This window comes from Nocardia sp. NPDC057272 (assembly GCF_042668615.1).
Classification (GTDB): Bacteria; Actinomycetota; Actinomycetes; order Mycobacteriales; family Mycobacteriaceae; genus Nocardia.
Genome location: NZ_JBHUYK010000006.1, coordinates 252,731 through 276,890 on the forward strand (window position 1 = coordinate 252,731; position 24,160 = coordinate 276,890).

At 67.7% G+C, this 24,160-nt stretch carries 24 protein-coding genes; 6 read left to right on the forward strand and 18 right to left on the reverse strand.

All coding sequences use genetic code 11. From position 1 onward, the window contains the following. Nucleotides 1-254 precede the first annotated feature (254 nt). Both ACFULV_RS12315 and ACFULV_RS12320 read left to right on the forward strand, forming a co-directional pair. Entirely contained in the window at nt 255-2,198 is a 1,944-nt protein-coding gene (locus tag ACFULV_RS12315) for a hypothetical protein (RefSeq protein ID WP_378655879.1), read from the forward strand. Nucleotides 2,199-2,296: 98 nt separating this feature from the next. Further along, nucleotides 2,297-3,355, forward strand: coding sequence for a fused (3R)-hydroxyacyl-ACP dehydratase subunits HadA/HadB (locus tag ACFULV_RS12320; RefSeq protein WP_378655881.1), 1,059 nt, complete (start codon nt 2,297-2,299; stop codon nt 3,353-3,355). A gap of 52 nt (nt 3,356-3,407) precedes the next feature. Here ACFULV_RS12320 and ACFULV_RS12325 read toward each other — a convergent pair whose 3' ends face one another. The 4 genes from ACFULV_RS12325 to ACFULV_RS12340 all read right to left on the reverse strand — a co-directional run bounded on the left by ACFULV_RS12325 (nt 3,408) and on the right by ACFULV_RS12340 (nt 6,920). Next, on the reverse strand, nt 3,408-4,526 hold the full coding sequence (locus ACFULV_RS12325) for a BTAD domain-containing putative transcriptional regulator (RefSeq protein ID WP_101465335.1): 1,119 nt from the start codon (nt 4,524-4,526) through the stop codon (nt 3,408-3,410). A 30-nt stretch (nt 4,527-4,556) separates the two neighbouring features. Beyond that, nucleotides 4,557-5,594: a class II fructose-bisphosphate aldolase gene (gene fbaA / locus ACFULV_RS12330; RefSeq protein ID WP_358184881.1), complete on the reverse strand. Its 1,038-nt coding sequence runs from the start codon at nt 5,592-5,594 to the stop codon at nt 4,557-4,559. Between the two features lie 111 nt (nt 5,595-5,705). After that, entirely contained in the window at nt 5,706-6,506 is an 801-nt protein-coding gene (locus ACFULV_RS12335; protein ID WP_378655971.1) for an RNA-guided endonuclease InsQ/TnpB family protein, read from the reverse strand. Nucleotides 6,507-6,521: 15 nt separating this feature from the next. Further along, complete coding sequence (locus tag ACFULV_RS12340; protein WP_378655885.1) at nt 6,522-6,920, reverse strand: helix-turn-helix domain-containing protein; 399 nt, start codon at nt 6,918-6,920, stop codon at nt 6,522-6,524. A 280-nt stretch (nt 6,921-7,200) separates the two neighbouring features. Between ACFULV_RS12340 and ACFULV_RS12345 the strand changes: the two genes are divergently transcribed. Continuing rightward, nucleotides 7,201-7,857 (forward strand): DedA family protein, encoded by a 657-nt coding sequence (locus ACFULV_RS12345; RefSeq protein ID WP_378634467.1) that lies wholly within the window; start codon nt 7,201-7,203, stop codon nt 7,855-7,857. A 32-nt stretch (nt 7,858-7,889) separates the two neighbouring features. Next, complete coding sequence (locus tag ACFULV_RS12350) at nt 7,890-8,555, forward strand: DedA family protein (RefSeq protein WP_378634465.1); 666 nt, start codon at nt 7,890-7,892, stop codon at nt 8,553-8,555. Between the two features lies 1 nt (nt 8,556). Here the strand turns inward: ACFULV_RS12350 and ACFULV_RS12355 are convergent, their stop codons facing one another. The 3 genes from ACFULV_RS12355 to ACFULV_RS12365 all read right to left on the reverse strand — a co-directional run bounded on the left by ACFULV_RS12355 (nt 8,557) and on the right by ACFULV_RS12365 (nt 10,808). Next, entirely contained in the window at nt 8,557-9,648 is a 1,092-nt protein-coding gene (locus ACFULV_RS12355; RefSeq protein WP_378655974.1) for a glycoside hydrolase family 76 protein, read from the reverse strand. A gap of 131 nt (nt 9,649-9,779) precedes the next feature. Beyond that, entirely contained in the window at nt 9,780-10,445 is a 666-nt protein-coding gene (locus ACFULV_RS12360; protein ID WP_378633582.1) for a TrmH family RNA methyltransferase, read from the reverse strand. A gap of 24 nt (nt 10,446-10,469) precedes the next feature. Continuing rightward, a complete protein-coding gene (locus ACFULV_RS12365) occupies nt 10,470-10,808 on the reverse strand; it encodes a DUF4190 domain-containing protein (protein WP_378633580.1) in 339 nt (112 codons plus the stop codon). 75 nt (nt 10,809-10,883) lie between these two features. Between ACFULV_RS12365 and ACFULV_RS12370 the strand changes: the two genes are divergently transcribed. After that, nucleotides 10,884-11,330, forward strand: a complete 447-nt coding sequence (locus tag ACFULV_RS12370; protein WP_378655888.1) for a hypothetical protein — start codon at nt 10,884-10,886, stop codon at nt 11,328-11,330. Here ACFULV_RS12370 and ACFULV_RS12375 read toward each other — a convergent pair. The 8 genes from ACFULV_RS12375 to clpB all read right to left on the reverse strand — a co-directional run bounded on the left by ACFULV_RS12375 (nt 11,314) and on the right by clpB (nt 20,381). Next, nucleotides 11,314-12,312: an alpha/beta fold hydrolase gene (locus ACFULV_RS12375; RefSeq protein ID WP_378655890.1), complete on the reverse strand. Its 999-nt coding sequence runs from the start codon at nt 12,310-12,312 to the stop codon at nt 11,314-11,316. The two genes, ACFULV_RS12370 and ACFULV_RS12375, sit on opposite strands and share 17 nt — an antisense overlap. A gap of 127 nt (nt 12,313-12,439) precedes the next feature. After that, nucleotides 12,440-13,135 carry a lysoplasmalogenase family protein gene (locus tag ACFULV_RS12380; RefSeq protein ID WP_378633573.1) on the reverse strand — a complete coding sequence of 232 codons (696 nt, stop codon included), beginning with the start codon at nt 13,133-13,135 and terminating at the stop codon, nt 12,440-12,442. A gap of 1 nt (nt 13,136) precedes the next feature. Further along, on the reverse strand, nt 13,137-14,195 hold the full coding sequence (locus ACFULV_RS12385; protein ID WP_378633570.1) for a beta-ketoacyl-ACP synthase 3: 1,059 nt from the start codon (nt 14,193-14,195) through the stop codon (nt 13,137-13,139). Between the two features lie 69 nt (nt 14,196-14,264). Further along, nucleotides 14,265-14,828: an orotate phosphoribosyltransferase gene (gene pyrE, locus ACFULV_RS12390; RefSeq protein ID WP_358061648.1), complete on the reverse strand. Its 564-nt coding sequence runs from the start codon at nt 14,826-14,828 to the stop codon at nt 14,265-14,267. A gap of 5 nt (nt 14,829-14,833) precedes the next feature. Further along, nucleotides 14,834-15,640: an SDR family NAD(P)-dependent oxidoreductase gene (locus tag ACFULV_RS12395; protein ID WP_378633568.1), complete on the reverse strand. Its 807-nt coding sequence runs from the start codon at nt 15,638-15,640 to the stop codon at nt 14,834-14,836. Between the two features lie 53 nt (nt 15,641-15,693). Then, complete coding sequence (locus tag ACFULV_RS12400) at nt 15,694-16,860, reverse strand: hypothetical protein (protein ID WP_378633565.1); 1,167 nt, start codon at nt 16,858-16,860, stop codon at nt 15,694-15,696. A 68-nt stretch (nt 16,861-16,928) separates the two neighbouring features. After that, nucleotides 16,929-17,744: a DUF5666 domain-containing protein gene (locus ACFULV_RS12405; RefSeq protein WP_378655893.1), complete on the reverse strand. Its 816-nt coding sequence runs from the start codon at nt 17,742-17,744 to the stop codon at nt 16,929-16,931. A gap of 63 nt (nt 17,745-17,807) precedes the next feature. Further along, entirely contained in the window at nt 17,808-20,381 is a 2,574-nt protein-coding gene (gene clpB, locus ACFULV_RS12410) for an ATP-dependent chaperone ClpB (protein ID WP_378655896.1), read from the reverse strand. A gap of 210 nt (nt 20,382-20,591) precedes the next feature. Between clpB and ACFULV_RS12415 the strand changes: the two genes are divergently transcribed. Beyond that, nucleotides 20,592-21,581, forward strand: coding sequence for an NADP-dependent oxidoreductase (locus tag ACFULV_RS12415; RefSeq protein ID WP_378655898.1), 990 nt, complete (start codon nt 20,592-20,594; stop codon nt 21,579-21,581). Between the two features lie 105 nt (nt 21,582-21,686). Here the strand turns inward: ACFULV_RS12415 and ACFULV_RS12420 are convergent, their stop codons facing one another. From ACFULV_RS12420 to ACFULV_RS12430, 3 genes are read right to left on the reverse strand one after another with little or no spacing between them, the layout of a single operon-like run. Then, entirely contained in the window at nt 21,687-22,445 is a 759-nt protein-coding gene (locus ACFULV_RS12420; RefSeq protein WP_378655901.1) for an ESX secretion-associated protein EspG, read from the reverse strand. A 33-nt stretch (nt 22,446-22,478) separates the two neighbouring features. Further along, on the reverse strand, nt 22,479-23,777 hold the full coding sequence (locus ACFULV_RS12425; RefSeq protein ID WP_378655904.1) for a hypothetical protein: 1,299 nt from the start codon (nt 23,775-23,777) through the stop codon (nt 22,479-22,481). A gap of 1 nt (nt 23,778) precedes the next feature. Then, the gene (locus tag ACFULV_RS12430) at nt 23,779-24,156 is read right to left on the reverse strand and encodes a hypothetical protein (RefSeq protein WP_378655906.1); all 378 of its coding nucleotides are present in this window, start codon (nt 24,154-24,156) and stop codon (nt 23,779-23,781) included. Nucleotides 24,157-24,160 lie beyond the last annotated feature (4 nt).

Here is a 24,160-nt window from a genome sequence, read left to right on the forward strand (position 1 = left end):
TCGATTCGCGAGTCGGCGCTCCCGGTGGTGGCTCGCCTTCCGCCGGACTGCAAGGGAACGTGTCCTCGGGTTCGAACGGCCGACCAGGTGCGCAAGGGCCGGAACAGGATTCGGCTGACGGCGGTTCGCCGTTGGCCGGGTTGTCGAAGGGATTGCCCGGCGGGAGCCGGGGCGACCACGCGAACGTTTCGGGCCCAGCGGCTCGGGACGAGCAGGGGTCCGACATCGCCGGACCGGACGCGCCGACTACCGCGATGTCGATTCCCGGACGGAATCCGACGGCGGGGCGCGGGGGTTCGGCGGATGACCGCACCGTGAAAATGGGTGGCGCCCAGTCGAAGTCAGCTCAGGCCGATGTGCCGACTGCCGCGATGAACAGGGCCGATCTGGCAGCGGCGTCGGATGCGGAGTTCGGCGACGACTCCGCGCCGGACGACACCACCACACGTGGCGCGGTTGCCGGAGCAGCGGCGGCAGGTGCTGTCGCCGCAGGTGCCGCAGCGGCGACCGCGAGCGGCGGATCCGACGAGGCGTCGGATGCGCGGGGCTCGACGTCGACCGCCGATGACAGCTCCGGCACGCGGGCGCGGGACGGCGACATCTCCACGGAAGACGCCGCGACCGAAGCTGATTCGAGTGCGTCCGCCACCGCAGAGCAGCAGGACGACCCGACTGCCACTGCGAAGACGAACACCGAGGCCAAGTCGGTCACGCCCACCGGGTCCACCGCTTCAAGGCCCGCAAAGACCGCGTCCTCGCCTGCCGAGCAAGCGTCGGACGCCGAGGCAGCAGGCTCCGCAGCCGCACAGCCCGCGGTAACAAAGCCCGCAGCCGCCGGGTCCGCAGCCGCCGGGTCCGCAGCCGCCGACGCCGCAGCCGCCGGGTCCGCGGCCACAGGGTCCGGTGCTGCTGCGGGACAGGGTGACTCGCGGGGCGACAAGCCGGTTGATGTCGACGCGACCGAGAAGTTCCAGACCAGTGGGCCCAAGGACGCAGGCTCCGGGTCCGAGGATCGGACCGTGGCGATGCGGACGGTGAGTTCGGCGGATGCGCCGACCACCGCGATGCCGGTGCAGCGGGCGAAGACCGCCGGGCCGGGCGCGACCGACCGGGTGGTGCCGTCCGCCGGTGGGCGGCCCGCGATGACGCCGCCACCGAATACGCCGCGCGGTCCCGCCGGTCCCCGACAGGCAGGTCAGTCCGGGCTCGGCGGTCCTGCCGGTCCCGGACAGCACCCCGCGGGTCCGGGACAGCAGGGACCGTCGGGTCCCGGCCAATACGGACAGGGACCGCAGGGACCCGTACGCGGTCAGCAAGGCCCAGCTCAGCAAGGGCCTGCCGGCTCGCGGCCCGGCGGCCCCGGGCCTGTCGGTCCAGGCCAACAGGGCCGAGGCCAGTACGGGCCCGCCGGTCAGCAAGGATCGGGTCAGCAGGGCCCTGCGGCGGCCGGCGAGCAAGGACCCGCCGGTCCCAAGCAGTTCGGGCCCGCTGCGGCCGGTCTGTCGGGACTCGCGGCCGCGGGTAACCAGTCCCCTGGTGGCGCCGCCCCGACCGATTCCGACCAGCAGGGAATCGAGGAGACTCAGCCGTCGCCGCCGCGCGGGCCGGGTGTGCCACAGCGGACAGGGGGATCGGCGCCCTCGCCCGCGGATATCCAGCCGACTCGACCGGCCCAGCAGTTGGCCGAGGGTCAGCGGCAGGTGGCGCCGCCGCAGCGGGTCGGGGTCGAGCAGGGCGAGGAGGCCGGTGCGCCCGGCGCCGAGCGGTCGAAGAAGTGGCTGCTGGCTGCCGGTGGCGCCGCGGTGCTGGTCGTCGCCTTGATCGCGACGGTCGTGGCACTCATGAGCGGTGCGGACGATTCGCCCGAGGGACAGGTGAAGGCGGTGATCGGGGACTACACCGACGCGCTGCGCAGCGGCGACCTGGAGGACCTGCGGGCGAGCACGTGTGGCGAGCTGCACACGTTCTATCAGGGCATCACTCCCGAGCAGTTCAAGGGCGTGCACGAGGTCTCGACCGAGCGCGGTTCCATTCCGGTTGTGGACAGCGTGGACGCGGTCCGGATCACCGGTGACACCGCCCTGGCCCAGGCCACGGTGTACACCACGGCGGATCCGACGAAGCGGACCGCCCGCACGTTCGACCTGCAGCGCACCGACGGTAGCTGGAAGGTGTGCGACCCCGCGGGCACTCCCTGATCGTGCGTCGACCCGTCGTAGTGGGCACTTCTGCCTGCTATGACGGGTCACACATAACTGGTGATCCAGATGGGTGAACAAGTAAAGTTTTCCGGATCATGAGCAGGGAACAGACAGTGGAGCAGCCGGACATCGATGCTGTGGTCCCGGATGCGACGCTGGTCGGTCAGCGCTTCGCGTTCCGCGATCACTACGAAGTCGGCCGCGAGAAGATCCGGGAATTCGCTCGCGCGGTGCAGAATCTGCACCCCGCCCATCAGCAGGAAGTCGACGCGCGCAAGCTCGGCTACGACGGGGTGATCGCCCCGCCGACCTTCGCATCGGTGATCGGCATGACCGCCACCCGCGCCCTGCTCGACAGCGTGCTCACCGAGTACGACCTGTCGCAGGTGCTGCAGACCGACCAGGTCTTCGAGCTGTTCCACCCGATGCTGGCGGGCGACCGGATCAGCACCGAGATCGAGATCGAGTCGATCCGCCAGTTCGGCGACAACGACTTCATCAACGTCGGCTTCAAGCTGCGCAACCAGCACGACCAAGTCGCCGTGCAGGGCACCACCACGATCGTGGCCCGCCGCGGCATCGAGGTCGACCCCAATATCGTCGAGGCCGTCGAGAACATCAGCATGCACCCGCGCCCCGACACCATCGGCGGTGTCGGCGCGGGCGATCTCCTGATCCGCCACACCGGCATTGCCCCCGCGCTCCCCCCGCGCGAAACCGTCGCGGTCAACACCACCCCCGAATTCGACTCTCTGACAAAGGGAACCGAACTTCCCCCCGCCACCGCCCGCCTGACCCGCGGCGACCTGGCCAACTACGCGGGCGTCTCCGGCGACCCCAACCCGATCCACTTCAGCGACCGCGCCGCCGAACTGGCCGGACTCCCCACCGTGGTCGCGCACGGCCTGCTCACCATGGGCCTGGCCGCGCAGTATCTGACCGACTGGCTGGGCGACCCGACCGCCATCGAGAAGCTGAGCGTGCGCTTCTCGGGATTCGTTCCGGTTCCCCCGGCCGAGGCGGGCCTCATCGAATTCTCCGGAAAGATCAAGTCGATCGATCCCGATCGCCGCGCGGCAACCGTGCTGCTGAGCGGAGTCTCCGAGGGCCGCAAGCTCTTCGGCCGAGCCGCAGCCGAAATCCGCCTGACGTAGTACCTGCCACCCCAGGTCGGCCACGACCGCACTACCGTGGCGGACCTGGGACCTACTTCACCGCGATGAACACCAGAACAGTTCCGCCGATACGGATTACGTCCCCATCGGCCAGCAGTGCCCCGTTGTCGATCGGCACCTCGTTGACATAAACCCCGTTGGCCGAGTGCAGATCCTTGATCAGCAGCCCGGCACGGCTGGGCATGATGTGCGCGTGATACCGGCTCGCCTTCGGATCATCGAGAACGAGTTCGTTATCCGTCATCCGGCCGATCCTGATCCCCCCATGGGGAATCGGCAACGTGCGCCCATCGGCGAACCGCAGATTGCCGTTGCGAATCGACTGCGGCACCTCGGTGACCGTCTCGGTCATCGCCGCGGCCACCTGATCAGATCGCCTGGACGCCAGCACATTCAACGGCTCCTGGCGCAGCACCTGCCGCTCCAGCTCGATCAGCGCGGCCCCCGGGTCGATTCCCAGCTCCTCGGCCAGCACGCTGCGCACCCGGCGGCACGCCTCCAGCGCGTCCGCCTGCCGCCCGGACAGATACAGCGCGGTGATCAACTGCCCCCACAGCGGCTCACGCAGCGGATGCTCGTTGGTCATCGACACCAACTCGCCGATCACCGAAGACGCCCGGCCACAGGCGATTTCCGCGTCGACGCGCGCGGAGACGGCGAGTAGCCGCTCCTCGTTCATCGCGGTGGCGAACCCGTCGGCGAATTGCAATCCGGCCAGGTCGGCCAGCGCCCGCCCGGTCCATTCCCGCAGTGCCGCACCGAAAAGGTTGGCGGCACCCGGGTGGTCACCGACATCCAAACACCGCGAACCCGCTTCGCGCGCGCTCTCGAAACGTCCGAGATCGCACGCGGTATCGGGGATTTCGAGCCGATAGCCCGCGCCCTCGGTCCGCAGCACCTGCGCGGAGTCGATCCCCGCGTTGCGCAGCGCTTTACGGATGTTCGACACGAACACCTGCAGGCTGGCCGCGTAGGAATCCGGCGGATCCTCGTTCCAGACCATCTCGGCGAGCACAGCAGAAGACACCGCGCGCCGCCGATTGACGGTGAGCGCGGCAAGGAGAGCGCGCGGCTTGGGCCCGCCGACCGCTACCGGCTCGCCGCCGACGAGCAGTCGAACGGGCCCGAGCACACGGACATCAAGACTCATGAGCTCGGGCCCCGTTTGCTGGTACGAAAATCAGGAACCGCTGACGGAGCGTCCGGCCGACTTCAGGTCGTTGCAGGCCTCGGTCACGCGCGCGGCCATCGAGGTCTCGGCCTTCTTCAGGTAGCTGCGCGGGTCGTAGACCTTCTTGTTGCCGACCTCGCCGTCGATCTTCAGCACACCGTCGTAGTTGGCGAGCATGTGACCGGCGACCGGGCGGGTGAAGGCGTACTGGGTGTCGGTGTCGACGTTCATCTTCACCACGCCGTAGCGCAGCGAGTCCTCGATCTCGGACTTCAGCGAGCCCGAACCACCGTGGAACACGAAGTCGAACGGCTGCGCACCGGACTCGAGGCCCAGCTTCTCGGCCGCGACGCGCTGGCCCTCAGCCAGCACCTCGGGCTTGAGCACCACGTTGCCCGGCTTGTACACACCGTGCACGTTGCCGAAGGTGGCGGCCAGCAGGTACTGCCCGTTCTCGCCCGCGCCGAGCGCGGCGATGGTCTTCTCGAAGTCCTCGGGCGAGGTGTAGAGCTTGTCGTTGATCTCGGCCTCGACGCCGTCTTCCTCGCCGCCGACCACACCGATCTCGACCTCGAGGATGATGTTGGCCGACTTACAGGCCTTCAGCAGTTCCTGGGCGATCTCGAGGTTCTCGTCGATCGGGATGGCCGAGCCGTCCCACATGTGCGACTGGAACAGCGGGTTCAGACCGGCGTTCACGCGGTCCTGCGAGATCGCGATCAGCGGACGCACGTAGGTGTCCAGCTTGTCCTTGGGGCAGTGGTCGGTGTGCAGCGCAATCGTCACGTCGTACTTCGCGGCGACGATGTGCGCGAACTCGGCCAGTGCCACCGCGCCGGTGACCATGTCCTTCACGCCGAGACCGGAGCCGAACTCGGCACCACCGGTGGAGAACTGGATGATGCCGTCACTGCCCGCGTCGGCGAAGCCCTTGATGGCGGCGTTGATCGTCTCCGACGACGTGCAGTTGATAGCCGGGAACGCGAACGAGTGCGCCTTGGCCCGGCCGAGCATCTCGGCGTAGACCTCCGGGGTCGCGATAGGCACAGCAGTGACCTCCGTCTTGTGGGGAACAAAAACATTCTGTCAGGCCACACCCTAAATTACAGCGTGTCCGAACACTTGTTTGCATCCGGACACCGCCCTTCCCGGGCGTCCTCAGCTCACGTCACGCGTGATGTGAGCATCGGTTCCCGCGTCTACCGGGACGGTTTCACCGACACCCAGAGGGTTCCGGTCAGAGCCTTCCCGTCGGCGGACATTGGTGACCCGGCCCCCTGCTCGGAGGTCCAGGGATCGCGAAAAGCACTGGTTAATGGTCGGCCACACAGCCAGATTGATCGCCGCGTTGTGGTCGCGGTCGGCACAGAACCCACACTCGCAGAGAAACATCCGATCCGCCAAGGTCAGAGTAGGTTTGATCGCCGCGCAAGCCGAACACCGCCTGCTCGACGGATACCGCCGATCCGCGATGGCGACCGTGCCGCTACGCCATGCCTGTTTGTAGGTCAGCAGCCGGGCGAAGTCTGCCCACCCGGCGTCGCTGATAGCGCGAGCCACATGACGATTGCCGAGCATCCCCGCCACGTTCAAGTCTTCGATCACGAGCCGGTCGTGGGTTTTGACCAGCATGTTTGCGACCTGATGGGCGAAGTGACGACGAATGTTCGCAATTCGATGATGGTGGCGCGCCAATCGCGCCATCGCGTCGCGACAGTTGCGCGAACCCTTCTGCTTCCGGGACACCGACCTCGCCAGGCGGCGTTGCCTGCTCACCTCGGTGACCAGCGGTTTGGGAGCGGTATCGATGCGAGCGACTTCGGTCCCGTCGGCTGTCGCGGCGACCGCGAACACAGCCAGTCCTCGATCTATCCCGACCCAACCTCGGTTATCGCGATGTTCCCTCGGCAGATGATGGTGGGCCGAGTGTAGATCTGCGGCTTCGAGCGTCAGGCTGATCCACCACCGCCGCGCCTACCCGACCCGTTTACCCCTGCGTTTACCGGCACGGGAGCCCGAGAACGCCGCCAGGCCGCGTGCGCAGTCCACGGCGGCCTCTTCGAATACTTGCTGGCAGATCCGGGTGCGCCACTCCAATCCGGTTACCTGGATCTCTGGAACACCGTCGGAGCTGACGGCGAAGACTCGTCCGGCTGATTCGCTCTTCTTCCAGGTGTTGAATGCGTTGATCAGGTCGAACCGGGTCCACGGGACCCGAACTTCCGGGTTGGTTTTGTGGTGGTCGAGGGCTGTTCTGACGAGATGGAGGCTCTGGTTGAACGCGAACCGGGCCGCACCGGCATGCCGTGCGAGCACGTCCGACTGCTCGACGGTGGGGTCGAGGCAGTACCGGAAAGTGGTGTGGCGGCTCATCATCGGAGATTGTGACAGAGACCACTGACATTGATTGATCGCGAACAGCGGGACCGGAACCGGGCTCTCGATCCGTCGGATTCCGGCACTGACCGGACTCGGGTAGGCACGGGTCGCAGGCGTGCTCGCAGGAGGCGAAGGCGAGATCACCCGGTGGGGCGAGGTTCACCCGCAGGGCACTCATGTCACAGATCGGACCGGTACTGTGGGGGCCGTGACTTTGCTGGCGGTATCCGATGCGGTGACGAACAACCTTGCGTTGACCCAGTTGCTGGACCCGATGTATCTGCTCCAGGAAACCTGGCTCAAGAACGCGGTGCTACCGGCCATCCTGGCGATTGTGTTCATCGAGACGGGTCTGCTGTTCCCGTTGCTGCCCGGTGACTCGCTGCTGTTCACCGGCGGCATGCTCGCGGCGCAGCCGGGCTCGACCCTCTCGATCTGGGTGCTCGTGCCGTTGGTGATTCTCACAGCCTTCGCCGGCGACCAGTGTGCGTATTGGATCGGCCGCAAGATCGGTCCGGCCATCTTCAAGAAGGAAGACAGCCGCTTCTTCAAGAAGCACTACGTCACCGAGACGCACGAGTTCTTCGAGAAGCACGGCCCCAAGACCATCATCCTGGCCAGGTTCGTGCCGATCGTGCGCACGTTCATGCCGGTGCTGGCCGGTGTGTCGAAGATGAGCTACCGCAAGTACGTGGCGTTCGACATCGTCGGCGCGGTGCTGTGGGGTGGCGGCGTCACGATCCTCGGCTACTTCCTCGGCAACGTGCCCTTCATCCGCGATCACATCGAGGGAATCTTCCTGCTGATCGTGTTCGTCTCGATCCTGCCCGCGATCATCACGGTCGGTAAGAAGGTGCTCGAGCGCCGCAACGCACCGGCCGCGCCGGCGCAGAGCGGCGAGCTGGCTGCTTCGACGAACGAGACGCACTGATCCCTGTGACCGCAGTACCGTCGACCCTCGCTATGGGCAGCTTCGATCCGCTGATCTCAGCAGGCCCCGCTGTGGTCTGCACGGTGGTGCTAGTTTTCGTCTTTCTCGAATGCGCGTTCATCATCGGGCTGTTCCTGCCCGGTGATTCCATGCTGATCACCGCGGGCATCGTGCTCGCCTCGCACGCCAATGGCGAGGCGCAGGTCTGGGCGTTGTCGGTGGGCACCATGCTCGCCGCGATCGCGGGTAATCAGGTGGGGTATGTCGTCGGGGCGCGGACCGGGCATCGCCTGGTCGCGCGCAAGAACGGCCGATATATCAACACCAAGAATCTGGCCAAGGTCACCGATCTGCTCGAACGGCACGGGTTCCTCGCGGTGCTGGTGGCCCGCTGGATTCCGTGGGTGCGCACGCTGTGCCCGATGGTGGCGGGTGCGGCCGGGATGGATCATCGGCGCTACACCGTCGCCAGCACGCTCGGCGCGATCATCTGGGCGCCGGTGCTGTTGTTGATCGGGTACTACGCGGGCGAGTTCCTCGAGCAGGTTCCGTGGCTGATGCCCGCGGTGATCGGCACGCTGATCGTCGGTCTGATCGTCGGCACTGTTCTCGGTATCCGGCACTATCGCCAGGAGATGGCGAGGCCGGTCGAGGATTACGACCTCGAGCCGAGCGTCGCGGTCGAGTCCGAGCGCTGAGCTACAGCCCGGCCGCGGTGACCTGATAGGCCGCTTCCATCAACATCCAGCCGGACAGCTGCACGGACAGGTCGCGTTCGGGCACCGCCGAGGCCGTCACCGAACCGCCCGCGGTGAATCTGCCCGCGCCCGCGGTGCCGCCCGGCAGCCTGGCCGGTTTGCTCCAGTCGAATCCGAACAGCGGCTCGCCTTCGAACTCGAGCCGATTGGCCCAGGCGGCGGTGGCCGAGGCTTTGACGATGGCCGCGGCGGTGCGCCGATCGGTTTCGGCCTGCTTGCCCTCGCCGGGCAACATCAGGGCGACCACCGCCAGGTAGCGCGCCAGGACGCCGTTGAACAGCCCACCGTCACCGCCGCCGCCACCGTTGATCACCAGGCGGGTGGTCATGTGTTCTTCCACCGCGGCCAGCAAGCCGCTGACTCGTTCGATGTGACGTTCGTCGTCGTCGGTGTACACGGCCAGCTCGGTTTCCAGACCGAGCACGACTCCCTGGCAGTAGCTGAACACCGGGCGCTCGACCTCGCCCGAGGGTAGGTGGATCCCGTCGAGGATCAGGCCGGATTCGGGGTCGCGGAGGGTGGCGTCGAGCCAGTCGGCCATCTCTCGCGCGCGCTCCACCCGGCCGAGGCGTAAGAGCGCGATGCCCGCCGGGCCGTTGGCGGGGGCGTTGAAGAAGTCCGACTTGATCCGCCACGGAATACCGCCGCCGACCTCGGGTTCCCAGGCGCCATAGAGCTTCTGCTCGAGGGCGAGCAGGCCGCTGCGCGCCGAGGTGAGTTCCTGCGTGCGCTCGGCGCGTTCCAGGGCAATGGCCAGCCAGGCCATGTCGTCGTAGTAGCGATTGGTCCAGCCGGTGATATTGCGTAGCCGGATGCCGCGGGCGATCGCGCCGATGCGCCTGCGGCGGGCGGGGGTGGGGACACGATTGGCGGCGTCGACCGCGACGTCGAGCAGGTGTGCCTGCCACCAGTAGTGCCAGCCCGCGAACGCTCGTTCGCGACGAGTCGCCGGCCAGCCGACAACACCCAATTCCGTTCCGGGACAACCCCACAGCGTCCGCAGGTGCCGCGAGACGATCGCGGACTCGGCCATGTCGGCACGCTCGGACCACAGCGCCGGGGTGGGCACGGATCCGGCGCGATCAGAGGGCTGGGGGCGCCGGCCGCTGCGCGAGGTCATGGCTCCATGGTGCCAGGTGGTACCGACATTCCGTGCCCATTCCGTTACCAGGCCGCAGACAGGTCGGCGTGTTGGCGGATCCAGGCGTGCATGGCGATGCCCGCGGCGACACCGGCGTTTATGCTGCGGGTCGAGCCGAACTGGGCGATCGAAACAGTCAGGGCCGCTGCGTCTTTCGCGTCGTCGCTGACGCCGGGGCCCTCCTGGCCGAACAGCAGCAGGCAGTCGCGTGGCAGTTCGGCGGTCTCGAGCGGGACCGCGCCGGGCACATTGTCGACGGCGACCACCGTCAAACCCTCGCGCGCGGCGAACTCACGCAGTTCGGCGAGGTCGCTGTGGTGGACGAGGTGCTGGTAGCGGTCGGTGACCATGGCGCCACGCCGGTTCCAGCGCCGTCTGCCGACGATGTGCACCGCGGCGGCGGCGAAGGCGTTGGCGGTACGAACCACGGTGCCGATGTTGGCGTCGTGGCCGAAGTTCTCGATGGCCACATGGAAGGGGAAACGGCGGGCGTCGATGTCGGCGACGATCGCCTCGCGGGTCCAGTAGCGGTAGGCGTCGACGACGTTGCGGCGGTCGCCCTCGGCCAGCAGAACAGGGTCATAGCGCGCGTCGGTGGGGACGGGGGTGTCGTATTCCTGCTCCCACGGACCGAGGCCGTGCGGGTGCTCGCCCCACTCGGTCGGGCCCGCGACCTCTGCTTCATTCACCCGGCAATGCTAGGCGGGGGCTCGCTACGACGAGGAATCGGCCATCGCGCCGACGATCATCAGCACCACGGCAACACCGACGATCAGGACGGTGAAGGCCAGCAAGCACGTACCGACGATGCCGAGGATGTACCCGGCGTATACCTGCGTGCGGCCACCGATCTGCCCACCGGACCCATCGATTTCAGCGAGCACGCCGCGCCCCTTGAGCCAGGCGAACGGAGCGCAGAGCCCGCACAGCGACATGCCGAGCACACCGAGGACGAGGACCGTGGTGGCCTGCGGATGCTCGGGCGGCGGGCCGTAATAGCCCTGGGGATAGCCCTGCGGGTAGCCCTGGGGCCCGTTGTCCGGGTAACTCATGACCGAAGCGTAATCGCGACCGCCCTGAATCGCCGTTTATCCTGGAGGGACAGAGTCTTTTCGGTGGTGAGCGTGATGGATCATGCGCGAGTGGCGCGGGCGCTGATCGGCGTCGTGGCGGGGTATCTGATCGCGCTCGCGGTGTGGTTGGGGTGGCTGGCTCCGCACGCGCCGCCGGGCACCGCACCGTTTCAGGTGATGATCATGGTCGGGCTGTTCGGTTCGGCGTGCGGGATCGCGATGACGTGGGCTTCGATGCCGACGCGGGCGGATCGGCGGTTGCTCAGGCACGGGCTCGAGGGGTGGGCGCGCATCGACGGGGTGCATCCGCTGAGCCTGACCGATCACGCGAGTGAGCTCACCGAGTTCGATGTGGAGCTCACCGTGCCCGGCTCCGAGAGTTACCACGGGACGATCGTGGTGGACGTGATGCCGGTACACAAGCCCAGAATGGTTGTCGGACAGACAGTTCCGATTCGGGTGGACCCGCAGGACCGGGATCGGATCATCCTGGCGCTGTGAGCGGCGCGTGTCCGTTCGACAGCGCCGGGTCGTCGGAGGGTGCGGGGATGTTCGACGGCGCGGGCGACGGGAGGCCGACGATCGGGCGACCGCGGCGGAGGGTGCGCTGCCAGCGCAGGGGGTCGAAGACGGCCGGGTCGGTCTCTTCGATGAACGAGCGGATCAGTGCGACGAAGCGGTCGGGATCGAAATGATGCGGGAAATGGCCTGCGCCCGCGAAGATTTCGATACGACTGCCGGGGAAGGCACGGTGTGCGCGATCCGCGTGACCAGACGGGATGACGGTGTCGCGGGTGCCGCCGACGACCAGGGTGGGCAGGTGGGCGGCGAGATAGCCGCGGTCGAGCATGGTGATCGTCTGGCCGCGGCGGTCGGCGGCCGCACGAATGGTGCGCAGGAAGGCGTTGCGAGCGCCGGAGTCGGAGAGGTGGCCGTAGAGGCGGAGCACGTATTCGGCGTCGGGACCGAGGCCGAGGCCACCCAGCGCGGTGACGATCGGCACCGCGGCCGTCACCGCGGTGCGGACCGGCCAGCTGGTGATCGCCATCAGCGCCGGGCCCGCGCCTGCCAGTGTCGCGAGCCGGAACGCGGGGTGCACCCCCGCACCCATTCCCGCCGGGCACACCAGGGCGATCCGCTCCACCTTCTCGGGAAACTGGTAGGCGAACTGCATCGCGACACCGCCGCCGAGCGAGTGCCCGACGGCGGTGATCCGCTCGATACCGAGGATGCTGAGCAGATCGCGCATGCCGTTGGCGTAGGCCGCCACGGCGTAATCGCCGCGCGGTTTGTCCGATTCGCCGTGGCCCAGCAGGTCGGGTGCGATCACGGTGTAGTGCTCGGCGAGCGCGTCGAAGACCGGCGCCCATGTCCCCGAGCTGTCGGTGATGCCGTGGATGAGCAGCAGCGGCGGCCCGGTTCCGGCCATCCGGAACGCCCGGCGATACCCGTGCACCTCGATGAACTGCGCTTCCCCACTCATCTACGAAGCGTGCGCGCGAGGTGTTGCGCCCCGACGACACCTGAGTTAGCGCCGTGTGACACCGAGTATCACGAACTCACCGGCGAGCGGGGAGTGCGAAGCGCCGAGACGCTCCAGGTGCGAGATCCTACGTCCGGCCCAGATCACGGGGAGGCGGGACAGTGAGCAGGTATTGCGCGGAGGCGTATGTCGCCAGGATGACGCCCTCGGTGATCCGGCGGGTGCGGTCGTCGCGGGCGAAGAGGCGGCGCACGACGATCAGCGCATCCGAGATCGTGAACAGCAGGGCCCCGACGCCGTAGCGACTGCGCGGGTCGGAGTTCGGAATGTTCAGGCCCGCGATGTTTTTCGCATCCGGGGCGAGAGCCGGGTCCGAAGCGAGAGTCGCGGCCGTGCCCAATGTCGCGCCGTAGGCGGTGAGCGGCAGAACGAGGTTCGGGGCTTTGGCGCGCAGCAAGCCCGCCGCGCCGACCCAGGCCACCACGCGCGGGAGGGCGATCTCGGGGCGCGGCCGGGCACCGCGCTTCCACCACAGCAGGGAGTAGCCGGTTTGCATGACCGCGAAGGACGACGCGCCCGCGATGAGGCGGCGGTCGTCGTCGGGGTCGAGCAGCAGCACATCGCCGACCGTCGCGGCGGCCAGCGAGCCGAGCAGGAGCCGGCGTTCGGCCGGATCGAGATCGACGCCGCTGGTCACCGTGTCGGCGGCGAGCAGCGGCATCAGCAGCGGCTTGGCGACCCATTGCAGGCGGTCGCGACCGGTGACGGCACCGAACACGGTGACCGCCGCCGCCCCCAGATAAGCGGCGCGCAACCCTCGCATGTCAGAAGCTCGGTTCCTTCGGGGCGGGCGGCAGGGTCACTACTTGGCCCGCGTAACTCAGACCCGCGCCGAAGCCGAGCAGCAGCGCGAGCTGACCACCTTTCGCCTTGCCGGTGACCAGCATTTCCTCGATCGCCAGTGGCACCGAGGCAGCGGAGGTGTTGCCGGTGTTCTCGATATCGTTGGCGATCGGGACACTCTCGGCCAGGCCGAGGTTCTTCTTCATCAGCTCGTTGATCCGGGCGTTGGCCTGATGCGGGACGAACACCTCGATGTCCTCCTTGGCCACGCCGGAGGTCTCGAGCGCCGCGGAGAGCGCGCGCGGCAGCGTGACCGCGGCCCACCGGAAGACCTTCGGGCCCTCCATGTGCAGCGACATCCGGCCGACGGCCTCGACCGCCGGATCGGTGCCCTGCAGGGCCTGCGCCTTGTTCATGTACTCCAGGAAATCGACGTCCTGGGCGATGGCTTCGGCGTTCTCACCGTCGCTGCCCCAGACCGTCGGGGAGATGCCGTTGTCCTCGGCCGGGCCGACGACCACAGCGCCCGCGCCGTCACCGAAGATCATCGCGGTACCGCGGTCGGTGGGGTCGAGGCCGACGGTCATCGTCTCGGCGCCGATCACCAGCACGTAGTCGAACGAGCCCGCGCGGATCAGGTCGGCGGCGACACCGAGTCCGTAACAGAAGCCACCGCAGCCGGACGTTAAGTCGAAGGCGGCGACCCCGTTGAGCCCGAGGTCGAAAGCCACCGAGGGAGCGCCGTGCGGGGTGAGCTTGAGCCAGCTCGAGGTGCACAGGACGACCGCGCCGATCTTGGATCGATCGATCGGGGTGTTGTTCAGCGCACGCTCACCGGCGGCCGCGGCGATCGACCGGATCGTCTCGTCGCCACTGATCCAGCGCCGGTTGTGGATACCGGTGCGCTCGAAGATCCAGTCGGGCGTCGAGTCGAGGGTCTCGCACACTTCGGCGTTGGTGACGATGCGCTGCGGACGGTAGGCACCGATCCCGAGCATCGCAACGTTGTCGCGACCTTTGTTTACTGCAATGCTCACCACAGGTGACTCACACGTCCTTCAGACTGTCCGGACAGACCACGTCGTCGTCCGGGTTCGGCGTTGTTCAGGCTATCCCAGGGCGAGATCGTCGAGACCGAGGATGGATCGATATTCCAGCCCCTCCTCGGCAATCACCTGGTCAGCACCGGTTTCCCGGTCGACAACGGTGGCAACGCCGACCACGATCGCGCCCGCGTCGCGCAGTGCGCGCACCGCGGTGAGCGGCGAGTTGCCGGTGGTGGTGGTGTCCTCGACGACGAGCACGCGCTTGCCGACGATGTTGGGGCCCTCGATCTGGCGCTGCATGCCGTGCGCCTTGGCGGCCTTACGGACCACGAAGGCGTCGATCGGACGGCCCGGCGCGTGCATCACAGCCATCGCGACCGGATCGGCGCCCATGGTGAGCCCGCCGACAGCGTCGAAGTCCCAGTCGGCGACGAGCTCACGCAGCAGCGTGCCGATCAGCGGCGCCGCCTGGTGATGTAGGGTCGCGCGGCGCAGGTCGACGTAGTAGTCGGCTTCCTTGCCCGAGGACAGCGTCACCTTGCCGTGCACGACCGCGAGCTCGCGCACGAGGGCGGCCAGCTGGTCGCGATCGGCCTTCGTGAGCGCCTGACGTGCTTGGTCGATCATCTAAGTCATGTCCTTCCGCGTGCGTTGAAGAGTCCGCGATTCATGCGGGCCACCAGGGTGCGCGGGACGAAGCCCGCTACCGCGGTGAGCACCTTGTACTGCACGCCGGGCACGCTGATCACCCGGCCGGAGTCCAGATCCTGCAGGCACCCGTCGACGACCTGGTCGACGTCGAGCCACAGGCGCTCGGGCAGCGAACTCATCTCGATGCCCGCGCGCTCGTGGAACTCGGTGCGCACGAATCCGGGGCACAGCGCTTGGATGCGGACACCGGTGCCCACCAATCCACCCGCTAAACCCTCCGTGAAGGATACGACGTAGGCCTTGGAGGCCGAGTAGGTCGACCCCCGTCCGGGGATCAACCCGGCCACACTCGCCACATTCACGATCGAACCCGCGCCCGCCGCGACCATCGGCGGCAGGGCCGCCCTGGTGAGTTGCAGGACCGAGGTGACGTTGACGTCGAGCTGGGCCTGCAGCTCCGCGGGCTCCAGGGTCCAGAACTCACCCGAATGCGCGAAACCCGCGTTGTTCACGAGGAATTCGATGCCTTGGGCGGCTCTGGCCGCGACGCGAGCGCGATCGTCGTCATCGGCCAGGTCGGCGACGACGACTTCGGCCGACGTGGCGAAACGGCGGGCAACATCGTCGGCGAGTGCGCGCAGGCGTTCCTCGTTCCTGGCGACGAGGACCAGGTCGTAGCCGAGGGCGGCGAGACGGTGGGCGAAACCCCGCCCGATGCCGGACGTCGGTCCGGTGATCATCGCGACGGGGCGGTGCACGCCGGGCAGACGTGAAGGACTATCAGACATCGCTGGTCGATTCCGGTCGACGGGGTGCCGCGACGACTACCGCGGCAGGTGGATCACTTCGGAACAGGGCCCTGGTAAGGGCGGAAACCGGGGTGGAACGGTCCGCCCGGCTGACCCGATTCCGCGTCGTCGAGCGGTGGCTCGGTGCGCGGACGCGGCTCGGGGACGACGGCCAGCGACGGGCGCTTCGGCGGTTCGCCCAGCGGGCGGCGGCCGGGCGCGGGCTGGTCTTCGAACTCGGGGTCGTCGAGATCGGGGTCGTAGTCGGCGGGCAGGGCGGGGGCGCGGCCGCCGATCGGGGCGCGATCGTCGACGTCGCGGGTCGCGGCGCCACGCGCCGCGGAGGGCGCGTCGACTTCGGGGAAGCGGGCGCCACGATAGGGCTCGTCGTCATCGGGCAGGCGGGCCGCGGAGCCACGGGGGGCGAAGGGCTCGTCATCGGAGTCGAGTTCGTCGGGGCCGGGGAAACGGGCGCGGCCACGTTCTTCCACATCGGCGTATTCCGCACGGCCCGCGGCGAATTCGCGATCGTCGTCTTCGTCGTCGTACTCGGGGCGGAAACCGGGTGCGAGATTGGCACTCGACCGCGGCCGGGTGAACTCGTTCGGCTCGGCCACCGGGGGCAGCACGTGCAGCAGGCCGGACAGGCGGAGCACCACGTCGATGGCGGTCTCCCAGTCCTTGGATCCGCTGCCGACGGGGAGCATGCCGAGGGTCCAGTTGCCCTCACTCCACAGCATCTGCACGGTGTCGGACAGCGACTCGATGAAGCCGACCATCCGCTGATCCACCGCGTGGCGCGCGATCTCGGGGTCGGTGGCGAACACGACCCGGTCGCCGATGGCGCCGAGCAGTTCCAGATCGTGGTCCTTCGGCGGCGCGGCGGTCTTGAGCCGCATGTCGACATCGATCTCGGAACCGATCTGGCGTCGCACGGCCACCAGGGTCGCGGCGTCCTCCAGGTCGAAGAGCACGAACTTCTCGCCCTTGCGAATACCGGAGACCACGTCGACCGCCGAGAGATAGCCGAGCTTGGCCAGCGCGCCACGGCGCCACGTCGAGGCGAGCGCGGGCTCCACCGACACGTAGGTGTAGCCCTGGGACTTCGCCCACACCTGTCTCGCGTGTCCGGTGCGCTGCCGCTGGACCCGATCGAAATACAACAGGACGACCGCACCCACGAGTGCGATCGCTGCTAACCCGAACCACATAGCCGTCATCGTCGCCTAGCCTATCCAGCCGTCGCCGTGATTGCCCGGTAGCACCGGGGATTCGACGCGCGGGTCGCTCATCGGGGGCCGCCCGGCAACGCCGTACTGATAATGATCTTGGCGTGGATCGACCCGTCTGGGTTCTTGTCGCCCTGCACCATAACCATGTCGCCCACGGGAAGCTCGCTCGCCTTCGTGCTGGTCAGCGAGATCACCTGGGTGGCATCGTCGATCAGCACCCGCACATCGGATCCACCGAGGGTGCTCATGGTGATCTCGGTGCCGGTATTGGCGGTGATACTGCCCATGGTGGCGCCGAGATCTTCGCCGCCGCCGAGACCGGGCAAGCCGGGGAGCCCGCTCGCGCTCGGCGGAGAGCCCGGCGTGGTTTGTTTCGGTGTCGGCGGGACGAGCAGCTGGCTCGTCGTCGGCGCCGATGCGGTGTTGTCGCCCGAGTCGTTACCGCTGAGCACCAGACCGGCGAGCACCCCACCGACCGCGATCAACGCCAGTACGCCCAAGCCGAGCGCGATCCACAAACCGATGTGACGTTTGGGAGGTTCCTCCTGGTCACCGTCCTGCGGCCGCGGTGGATACCCCGGCGGCGGCGCGGCGGGATAGCCCTGGCCATACCCGGGCGGCGGCGCCTGGTAACCCTGGTCGTACCCCGGCGGCGCCTGCTGCGGCGGGGGTTGAGCTGCCGGATAACCACTTTCGTAGTCACCCCATTGCGCGTCGTGCGGCGGCAACGCCTGCGTCGGGTTCGACGGTTGCCCCCACTCGTCGAACGAATTGCCTCCGTACGGCGTGGTCGAGTCGGTGCCCGGCGAACCCAGCCGTTCGGTCGGCGAATCCTCCGGGCGTTGCCCCCACGGATCGTTCGGGTTCGTCATGGGCTCCAGGGTAGGACAGCCCGGTGCGTTTGGTAGGTCCCTACGCACCGGGCTGTGGATAAATCACGAGCTGTGGACAACTTCGCGTTCGACGACGAGCTTGTCGGTGGCGTCGTCCACACTCACCTTCACCGTGTCGCCGTCGGCGACCGAACCGGACAGGAGTTCCTTGGCCAGGCTGTCGCCGATGGCCTGCTGGATCAGCCTGCGCAGCGGTCGCGCGCCGTAGGCCGGGTCGTAGCCGCGCACCGCCAGCCACTGCTTGGCCTCCTCGGTGACATCGAGGGTCAGCCTGCGCTGCGAGAGCCGTTTCTGCAGCTGACGCAGGTTGATGTCGACAATCGACTCCAGTTGCTTGGCGTCGAGCGCGTGGAACATCACCACGTCGTCGAGCCGGTTGATGAACTCCGGCTTGAACGCGCGCCGCACCGCCTCCATCACCTGATCGCGGTCGCCACCGGCGCCGAGATTGGAGGTGAGAATGAGGATCGTATTGCGGAAGTCGACCGTGCGACCCTGGCTGTCGGTGAGCCTGCCTTCGTCGAGAACTTGCAGCAAAATGTCGAAGACGTCCGGGTGCGCCTTCTCGATCTCGTCGAACAGCACCACCGAATACGGTCGCCTGCGCACCGCTTCGGTGAGCTGGCCACCCTGGTCGTAGCCGACATATCCGGGCGGCGCGCCGACGAGGCGAGCCACCGAGTGCTTCTCGCTGTACTCGCTCATGTCGATGCGGACCATGGCGCGTTCGTCGGCGAACAGGAAGTCGGCCAGCGATTTCGCCAGCTCCGTCTTGCCGACACCGGTCGGGCCGACGAACAGGAACGAGCCGGTCGGACGGTTCGGATCGGCGACACCGGCGCGCGCCCTGCGGACCGCGTCCGACACGGCCTGCACCGCTTCCTCCTGCCCGACGACACGGCCCGCGACCTCGGTTTCCATCCGCAGCAGCTTGGCGGTCTCGCCTTCGAGCATGCGCCCGACCGGCACACCCGTCCACGCCGAGACGACGTCGGCGATGTCGTCGGGTGTGACCTCTTCGTTGAGCATCACCTCGCCGCTGGCAGCGGTGCCACTGGCGGCCTCGGCGGCGGCGAGCTCCTTCTCCAGCGCCGGGATCCTGCCGTAGCGCAGCTCGGCGGCCTTGCCCAGATCGCCGTCACGCTCGGCCCGTTCGGACTCCCCGCGCAGCGCCTCCAGCTGCTCTTTGACCCCGCGCACCGTGTCGATCGCGTTCTTCTCGTTCTGCCAGCGCGTGGTGAGCTGGCCGAGCTTCTCCCGGTCGTCGGCGAGTTCCTGACGCAGCTTCTCCAGACGCTGCTCGGAGGCGGCGTCGGTCTCCTTCGCGAGCGCCACCTCCTCGATCTCGAGGCGTCGCACCGCCCGTTCCACCTCGTCGATCTCGACCGGCCGCGAGTCGATCTCCATGCGCAGCCGCGACGCCGATTCGTCGATCAGGTCGATCGCCTTGTCGGGCAGGAATCGTGAGGTGATGTAGCGGTCCGAGAGCGTCGCCGCCGCCACCAGCGCGGAGTCGGTGATCCGCACGCCGTGGTGCACCTCGTAGCGCTCCTTGATGCCGCGCAGGATGCCGATGGTGTCGGCCACCGACGGCTCGCCGACCAGCACCTGCTGGAATCGCCGTTCGAGCGCGGCGTCCTTCTCGATGTACTTGCGGTACTCGTCGAGGGTGGTCGCGCCGACCAGGCGCAGCTCGCCGCGGGCCAGCAGCGGCTTGATCATGTTGCCCGCGTCCATCGCCGAGTCGCCGGTGCCGCCCGCGCCGACGATAGTGTGCAGCTCGTCGATGAAGGTGATGATCTCGCCCGCGCTGTTCTTGATATCGTCGAGCACGGCCTTGAGCCGCTCCTCGAATTCACCGCGATACTTCGCGCCCGCCACCATCGCCCCGAGGTCGAGCGAGACAACCTTCTTGTTGCGCAACGACTCCGGCACATCGCCTTCGATGATGCGCCGCGCCAGACCTTCGACGATGGCGGTCTTGCCGACGCCGGGTTCGCCGATGAGGACAGGGTTGTTCTTGGTGCGCCTGCTCAGCACCTGGACCACGCGACGGATCTCGGTATCGCGCCCGATGACCGGGTCGAGTTTGCCTGCGCGGGCCGCTTCGGTGAGGTCGGTGGAGTACTTCTCCAGAGCCTGGTAGCTGGCTTCCGGGTCGGGGCTGGTGACGCGGGCGCTGCCGCGGACCGTGGCGAACGCGTCGCGCAATGCCTCCGGGGTGGCGCCGTGCTTGCGCAGCAGCTTCGCCACGTCGGAATCGCCGTCGGCCAGTCCGACCAGCAGGTTCTCGGTGGAGACGTACTCGTCGCCGAGTTCGGTGGCCAGTCGCTGAGCGGCCGTGATCGCGGCCAGGGACTCCCGGCCGAGCTGGGGTGTGGTGGTGGCGCCGGTGGCCCGCGGCAGTTTGTCGGCGATGTCGCCCGCCTCGCGTTCGACGGTCGCCGGGTCGACACCGATGGCTTTGAGCAGCGGTGCGGCGATGCCGTCGGTCTGGTCGAGCAACGCCACCAGCAAGTGCGCCGGACGGATCTCCGGATTGCCTGCGGCGGAAGCGGCCTGCAGAGCGGCGGTCAGCGCCGCCTGCGTCTTGGTGGTGGGATTGAACGAGTCCACGAATCTCCTTGTGTGTGTCCGGTATCGACTTGTTCAACGCTCACAAAGTTGAGTCTGTTCCGCTCAACTCTAAAAATATTCACGGACTTCGAATCCGCGCTTCACGGTACGCCGCGACACCACCGAAGACGACCAATCACCGCATGTCGAACGGCTATCCGCCTAGGATTGCGATGCCCGGCTCACCCCCGATGCGAGGAGTTCACCCCCATGCGCGCGATCGTGGTTCAGAAGTTCGGCGCCACACCCGAGCTCGCCGATGTCCCGGTTCCCGACGCGGGTCCCGGCGAGGTTCAAGTGGCGCTCGACGCGGCCGGGGTCAACCCGTTCGACCTGAAAATGGCCGACGGCATCCTGGAGGGCAAGATGCCCACCGACTTCCCGATGATCCTCGGCGTCGACGGCGCGGGCACCGTCTCGGCGATCGGCACGGGCGTCACCAAGTTCAAGGTCGGCGACAAGGTGGTCGGCAAATTCCTGACCGCGCCGGCGGGACACGGCAGTTGGGCGCAGTACGCCACGGTCCCCGAGGACGCGACCCTCGTCCCCATTCCCGACGGCGTCACCACGGTGGCCGCGGCGGCGTTGCCGGTCGCCGGGGTGACGGCCCAGGATCTGGTGGACGCCGCGCATATCCAGCCCGGCCAGACGGTACTGATCGTGGGCGCGACCGGCGGTGTGGGTTCCTTCCTCGTCCAGCTCGCCAATATCGCCGGCGGCTATGTGATCGCGACCGCCCGCGGCGACGCCACCGACCAGGTCGCGCGCCTCGGCGCCGCCGAGACCGTCGACTACACCCAGATCCGCCCCGCCGACCCGAATGTCGTCGACCCCGACCCGGCCACCCGCCAGGACTCGAGCATCACCGACGCCGTCCGGTTCACCCACCCCGACGGCATCGACGTCCTGTTCGACCTGGTCAGCTCCGCGGGCGATTTCGCCTCGCACGCCACGCTCGTCCGGCGCGGCGGACACGCCTACTCAACGATCTGGGCAGCCGACGAAGCCATGCTGCGCGACCGCGATATCACCGGCGGAAACTTCGAATCCAAAGGCCGCTCACCGGAATTGAGCCGCCTGCTGTCGCGGGTCTCCGCCGGTGACGTAGTGGTGCCGGTGCAGATGACGGTCCCACTGGAGGCCGCTCCCGCCGTCCTCGGCCAGGGCAGCGCACGCGGAAAAACCGTCCTCGCCATCTGATCCACGGCCGGCCGACAGCTTCCTGGCGTTCCTGCGAAATGCGGGCCATATCCACCGCGAACTTCGCGAAGCGACGGCGGCGATGCGACCTCGGCGATGACCGGATCAGCGGGGGAGGTAGGTGCCGGTGCGGGCCTTGGTGGCTGTGGTGGTGAGGATGGTGGCGAGGGTGGATTGGATTCGGGTGGGGGTGGTGGGTTTGGCGATGAAGGTGGTTTCGCCGTAGAAGACGTAGCGGCCGTCGCCGGGGATGTCGTGGAGCTGGAAGTCGTCGCGGCCTTCGGTGTGGCGGTTGTCGACGCTGCCGTGGGCGTAGACGCCGATGTGGGTGAGGGTGGTGGTGGGTTTGGCCAGGAAGGATTCGAGTTGTTCCCGGGGGGTGGGGTTCCAGCGGTCGCGGACGTGCGGGCGAGGGGCCGCGAGTTCTGCCGCGGTGACCCGGATTTCGCGGCCCTTGCCGGGGGCGACTCTGGGGAGGGTGGACAGGACGGCGGCGGCCAGGGCGTCGGGGTCGAAAAGGTGGAGGGTGATGTCGCCGGGGTTGGTCTCGTCGCCGGGGGCTTGGACGGCGAGGGAAGCGTAGGTGTCGCGGGTGCCGCCGTGGGCCCGGATCGTTTTGACACTCTTGGACGCTCCCGCCACTTCGACGCGGGCGTGGGGGGCGAGCAGGGCGGCCATGGCGCGGTCGAGATCACTGTCGAACTCGGCCATCAGGTTCTCCGCGGCCTTGCTGCGCAGGCGCAGGACCTCGGCGTGGGTGTCGACGTCGGTATGGCGGTGATGCAGCGGGTACGGGAGGACGTCGCGGCCCGCGGCTTCCCACAGGGTGCGGAAATCTAACGCGGTGAAATGCCAGGTACGCACGGGAGATCTACTCTGTTCCATCAGGATTGGCGACTAGTCGGCGCCGATGACCGGCGGGACCATCTTGGGCAGGGTGTCCAGACCGGTGAGTTCGTCACCGTTCTCCTGAGTGATGAGGTAGTCGGGGATTCCCTTGGTCGATTCGTCGTCCTTGCCGCCGCCCTTGCCCGCGCCGGGGCTCATCATGCCCGGCATGCCGGAACGGCCCGCTGTGCCCGTGCCGGTTCCACGGCCCCCGGCGCCGGTGGACGTCGGACTGCCGGCCACCGCACCACCCGGCGTTCCCGCGCCCGGTGTGCCCGCACCCGGCGACCCACCGCCGGGCGAGCCCGCGCCACTCGGTGATCCGGACGGCGAGCCCGAACCGGGAACGGTCGCGCTCGGGGTGGTCGAGGCGGGAGTCGTCGAGCCCGGTTCCGTCGACTCGGGAGTGGTCGATTCGGGAGTGGTCGAATCGTCGGTCGAGTCATCGGTGTCGTCCGGGTCGGTCGTGGGAGTGGTCGACGCCGGAGTGGTGGGCTGCGTCGTCGTGGACTGGGTGGTCGGCTGCGTTGTCGAACCCTGCGTCGTGGATTGTGTTGTGCTGACCTCTGTTTCGGGTTGGCCGCCACCGTCTTCGATGGTCTTCGGGATGGGGATCACCGGGACCTTGTTGTCGGATTCGTAAATCACAGGGGCGTAGACGGTTTGGAGGATACGAACGGCTTCGACGCGCGCGTTCTCTTGCGCGACATCGTCATTGCGCCACCCACGGCCCGTGAGCAGGGCGCCGACATTGTCGAGACCGCTGCGGTGCTCGGGCTCATGGGGGACGAGACGTTTTGTCGGCTCGAGGCCGGTGCGGAGTTCGTCCAGTTTGGTGCTGGTGAGCGCGGCGGCGGTGGTGACCTTTTTTCCCGTGGTGTCGTATGCCGCAACGGTCTGCGCGGCCGCGTTCGCTGCGGAACCTGCCCAGACGTCGGGGGACATGCCGCGGGCGATCTGCTTGCGGAACTCGTCGAGGGATGTGCTGTTGCGCGTAGAGATTTCGTTCCAGGCGCCGATCAGGCCGTTTACGGCGTCGAGATCGATCTTGTCGACCCGATCGCGTAGCTCCGCGACGGTCCCAGGGAAAGCATCGTTCTTCGCCACCATTGAGGGGCGGTAATCACCGTCGAACCCGAGGTCGCCTGCCTTCCGCCGGTTGCCGTCTCGCTGAGCGTTGTACCGGTTCTGGATGTCAGCGATTTCTGAACTGTCGAGTTCGCCGTCGTCACCGGAGAACGGCGACATGACGAAGTCGCGGAGGTTGCCGAGTAGGTCGATGCCGCCGATGCTCTGCATGCCGGTCAATTCAGCTCACCTGCCCCGTGGCGTAGTCGAGGGCATTGGCGTTTTCGATGTCTTTGCCTGCAATGCGTTTGAAGGAGATGGAGAAGACCTCACGCAGCTGTTGCACAGCCTCGATGTCTTTCCTCACCACGGCATCGATCGAGTTCTGGTCGCCAGTCGCCTGAAGGAGGAACTTCTTCTCGAGATCTTTGCCGATCTGGAAGTCACCGAACCCGGTGACGCTCTGGACCCGACGGGTGACAACCAGGATCTCTTGCAGATCGGCAAGTCGGTCGTCGCACGCCTTGAACATGTGGAAAGCCGCAGCTTCGTCGTTCAGATAGACCTCGCCCGCCTTGGCTTGCGCAAGCAATGCGCTGTATGCGGTGTTCTCACTCATGAAC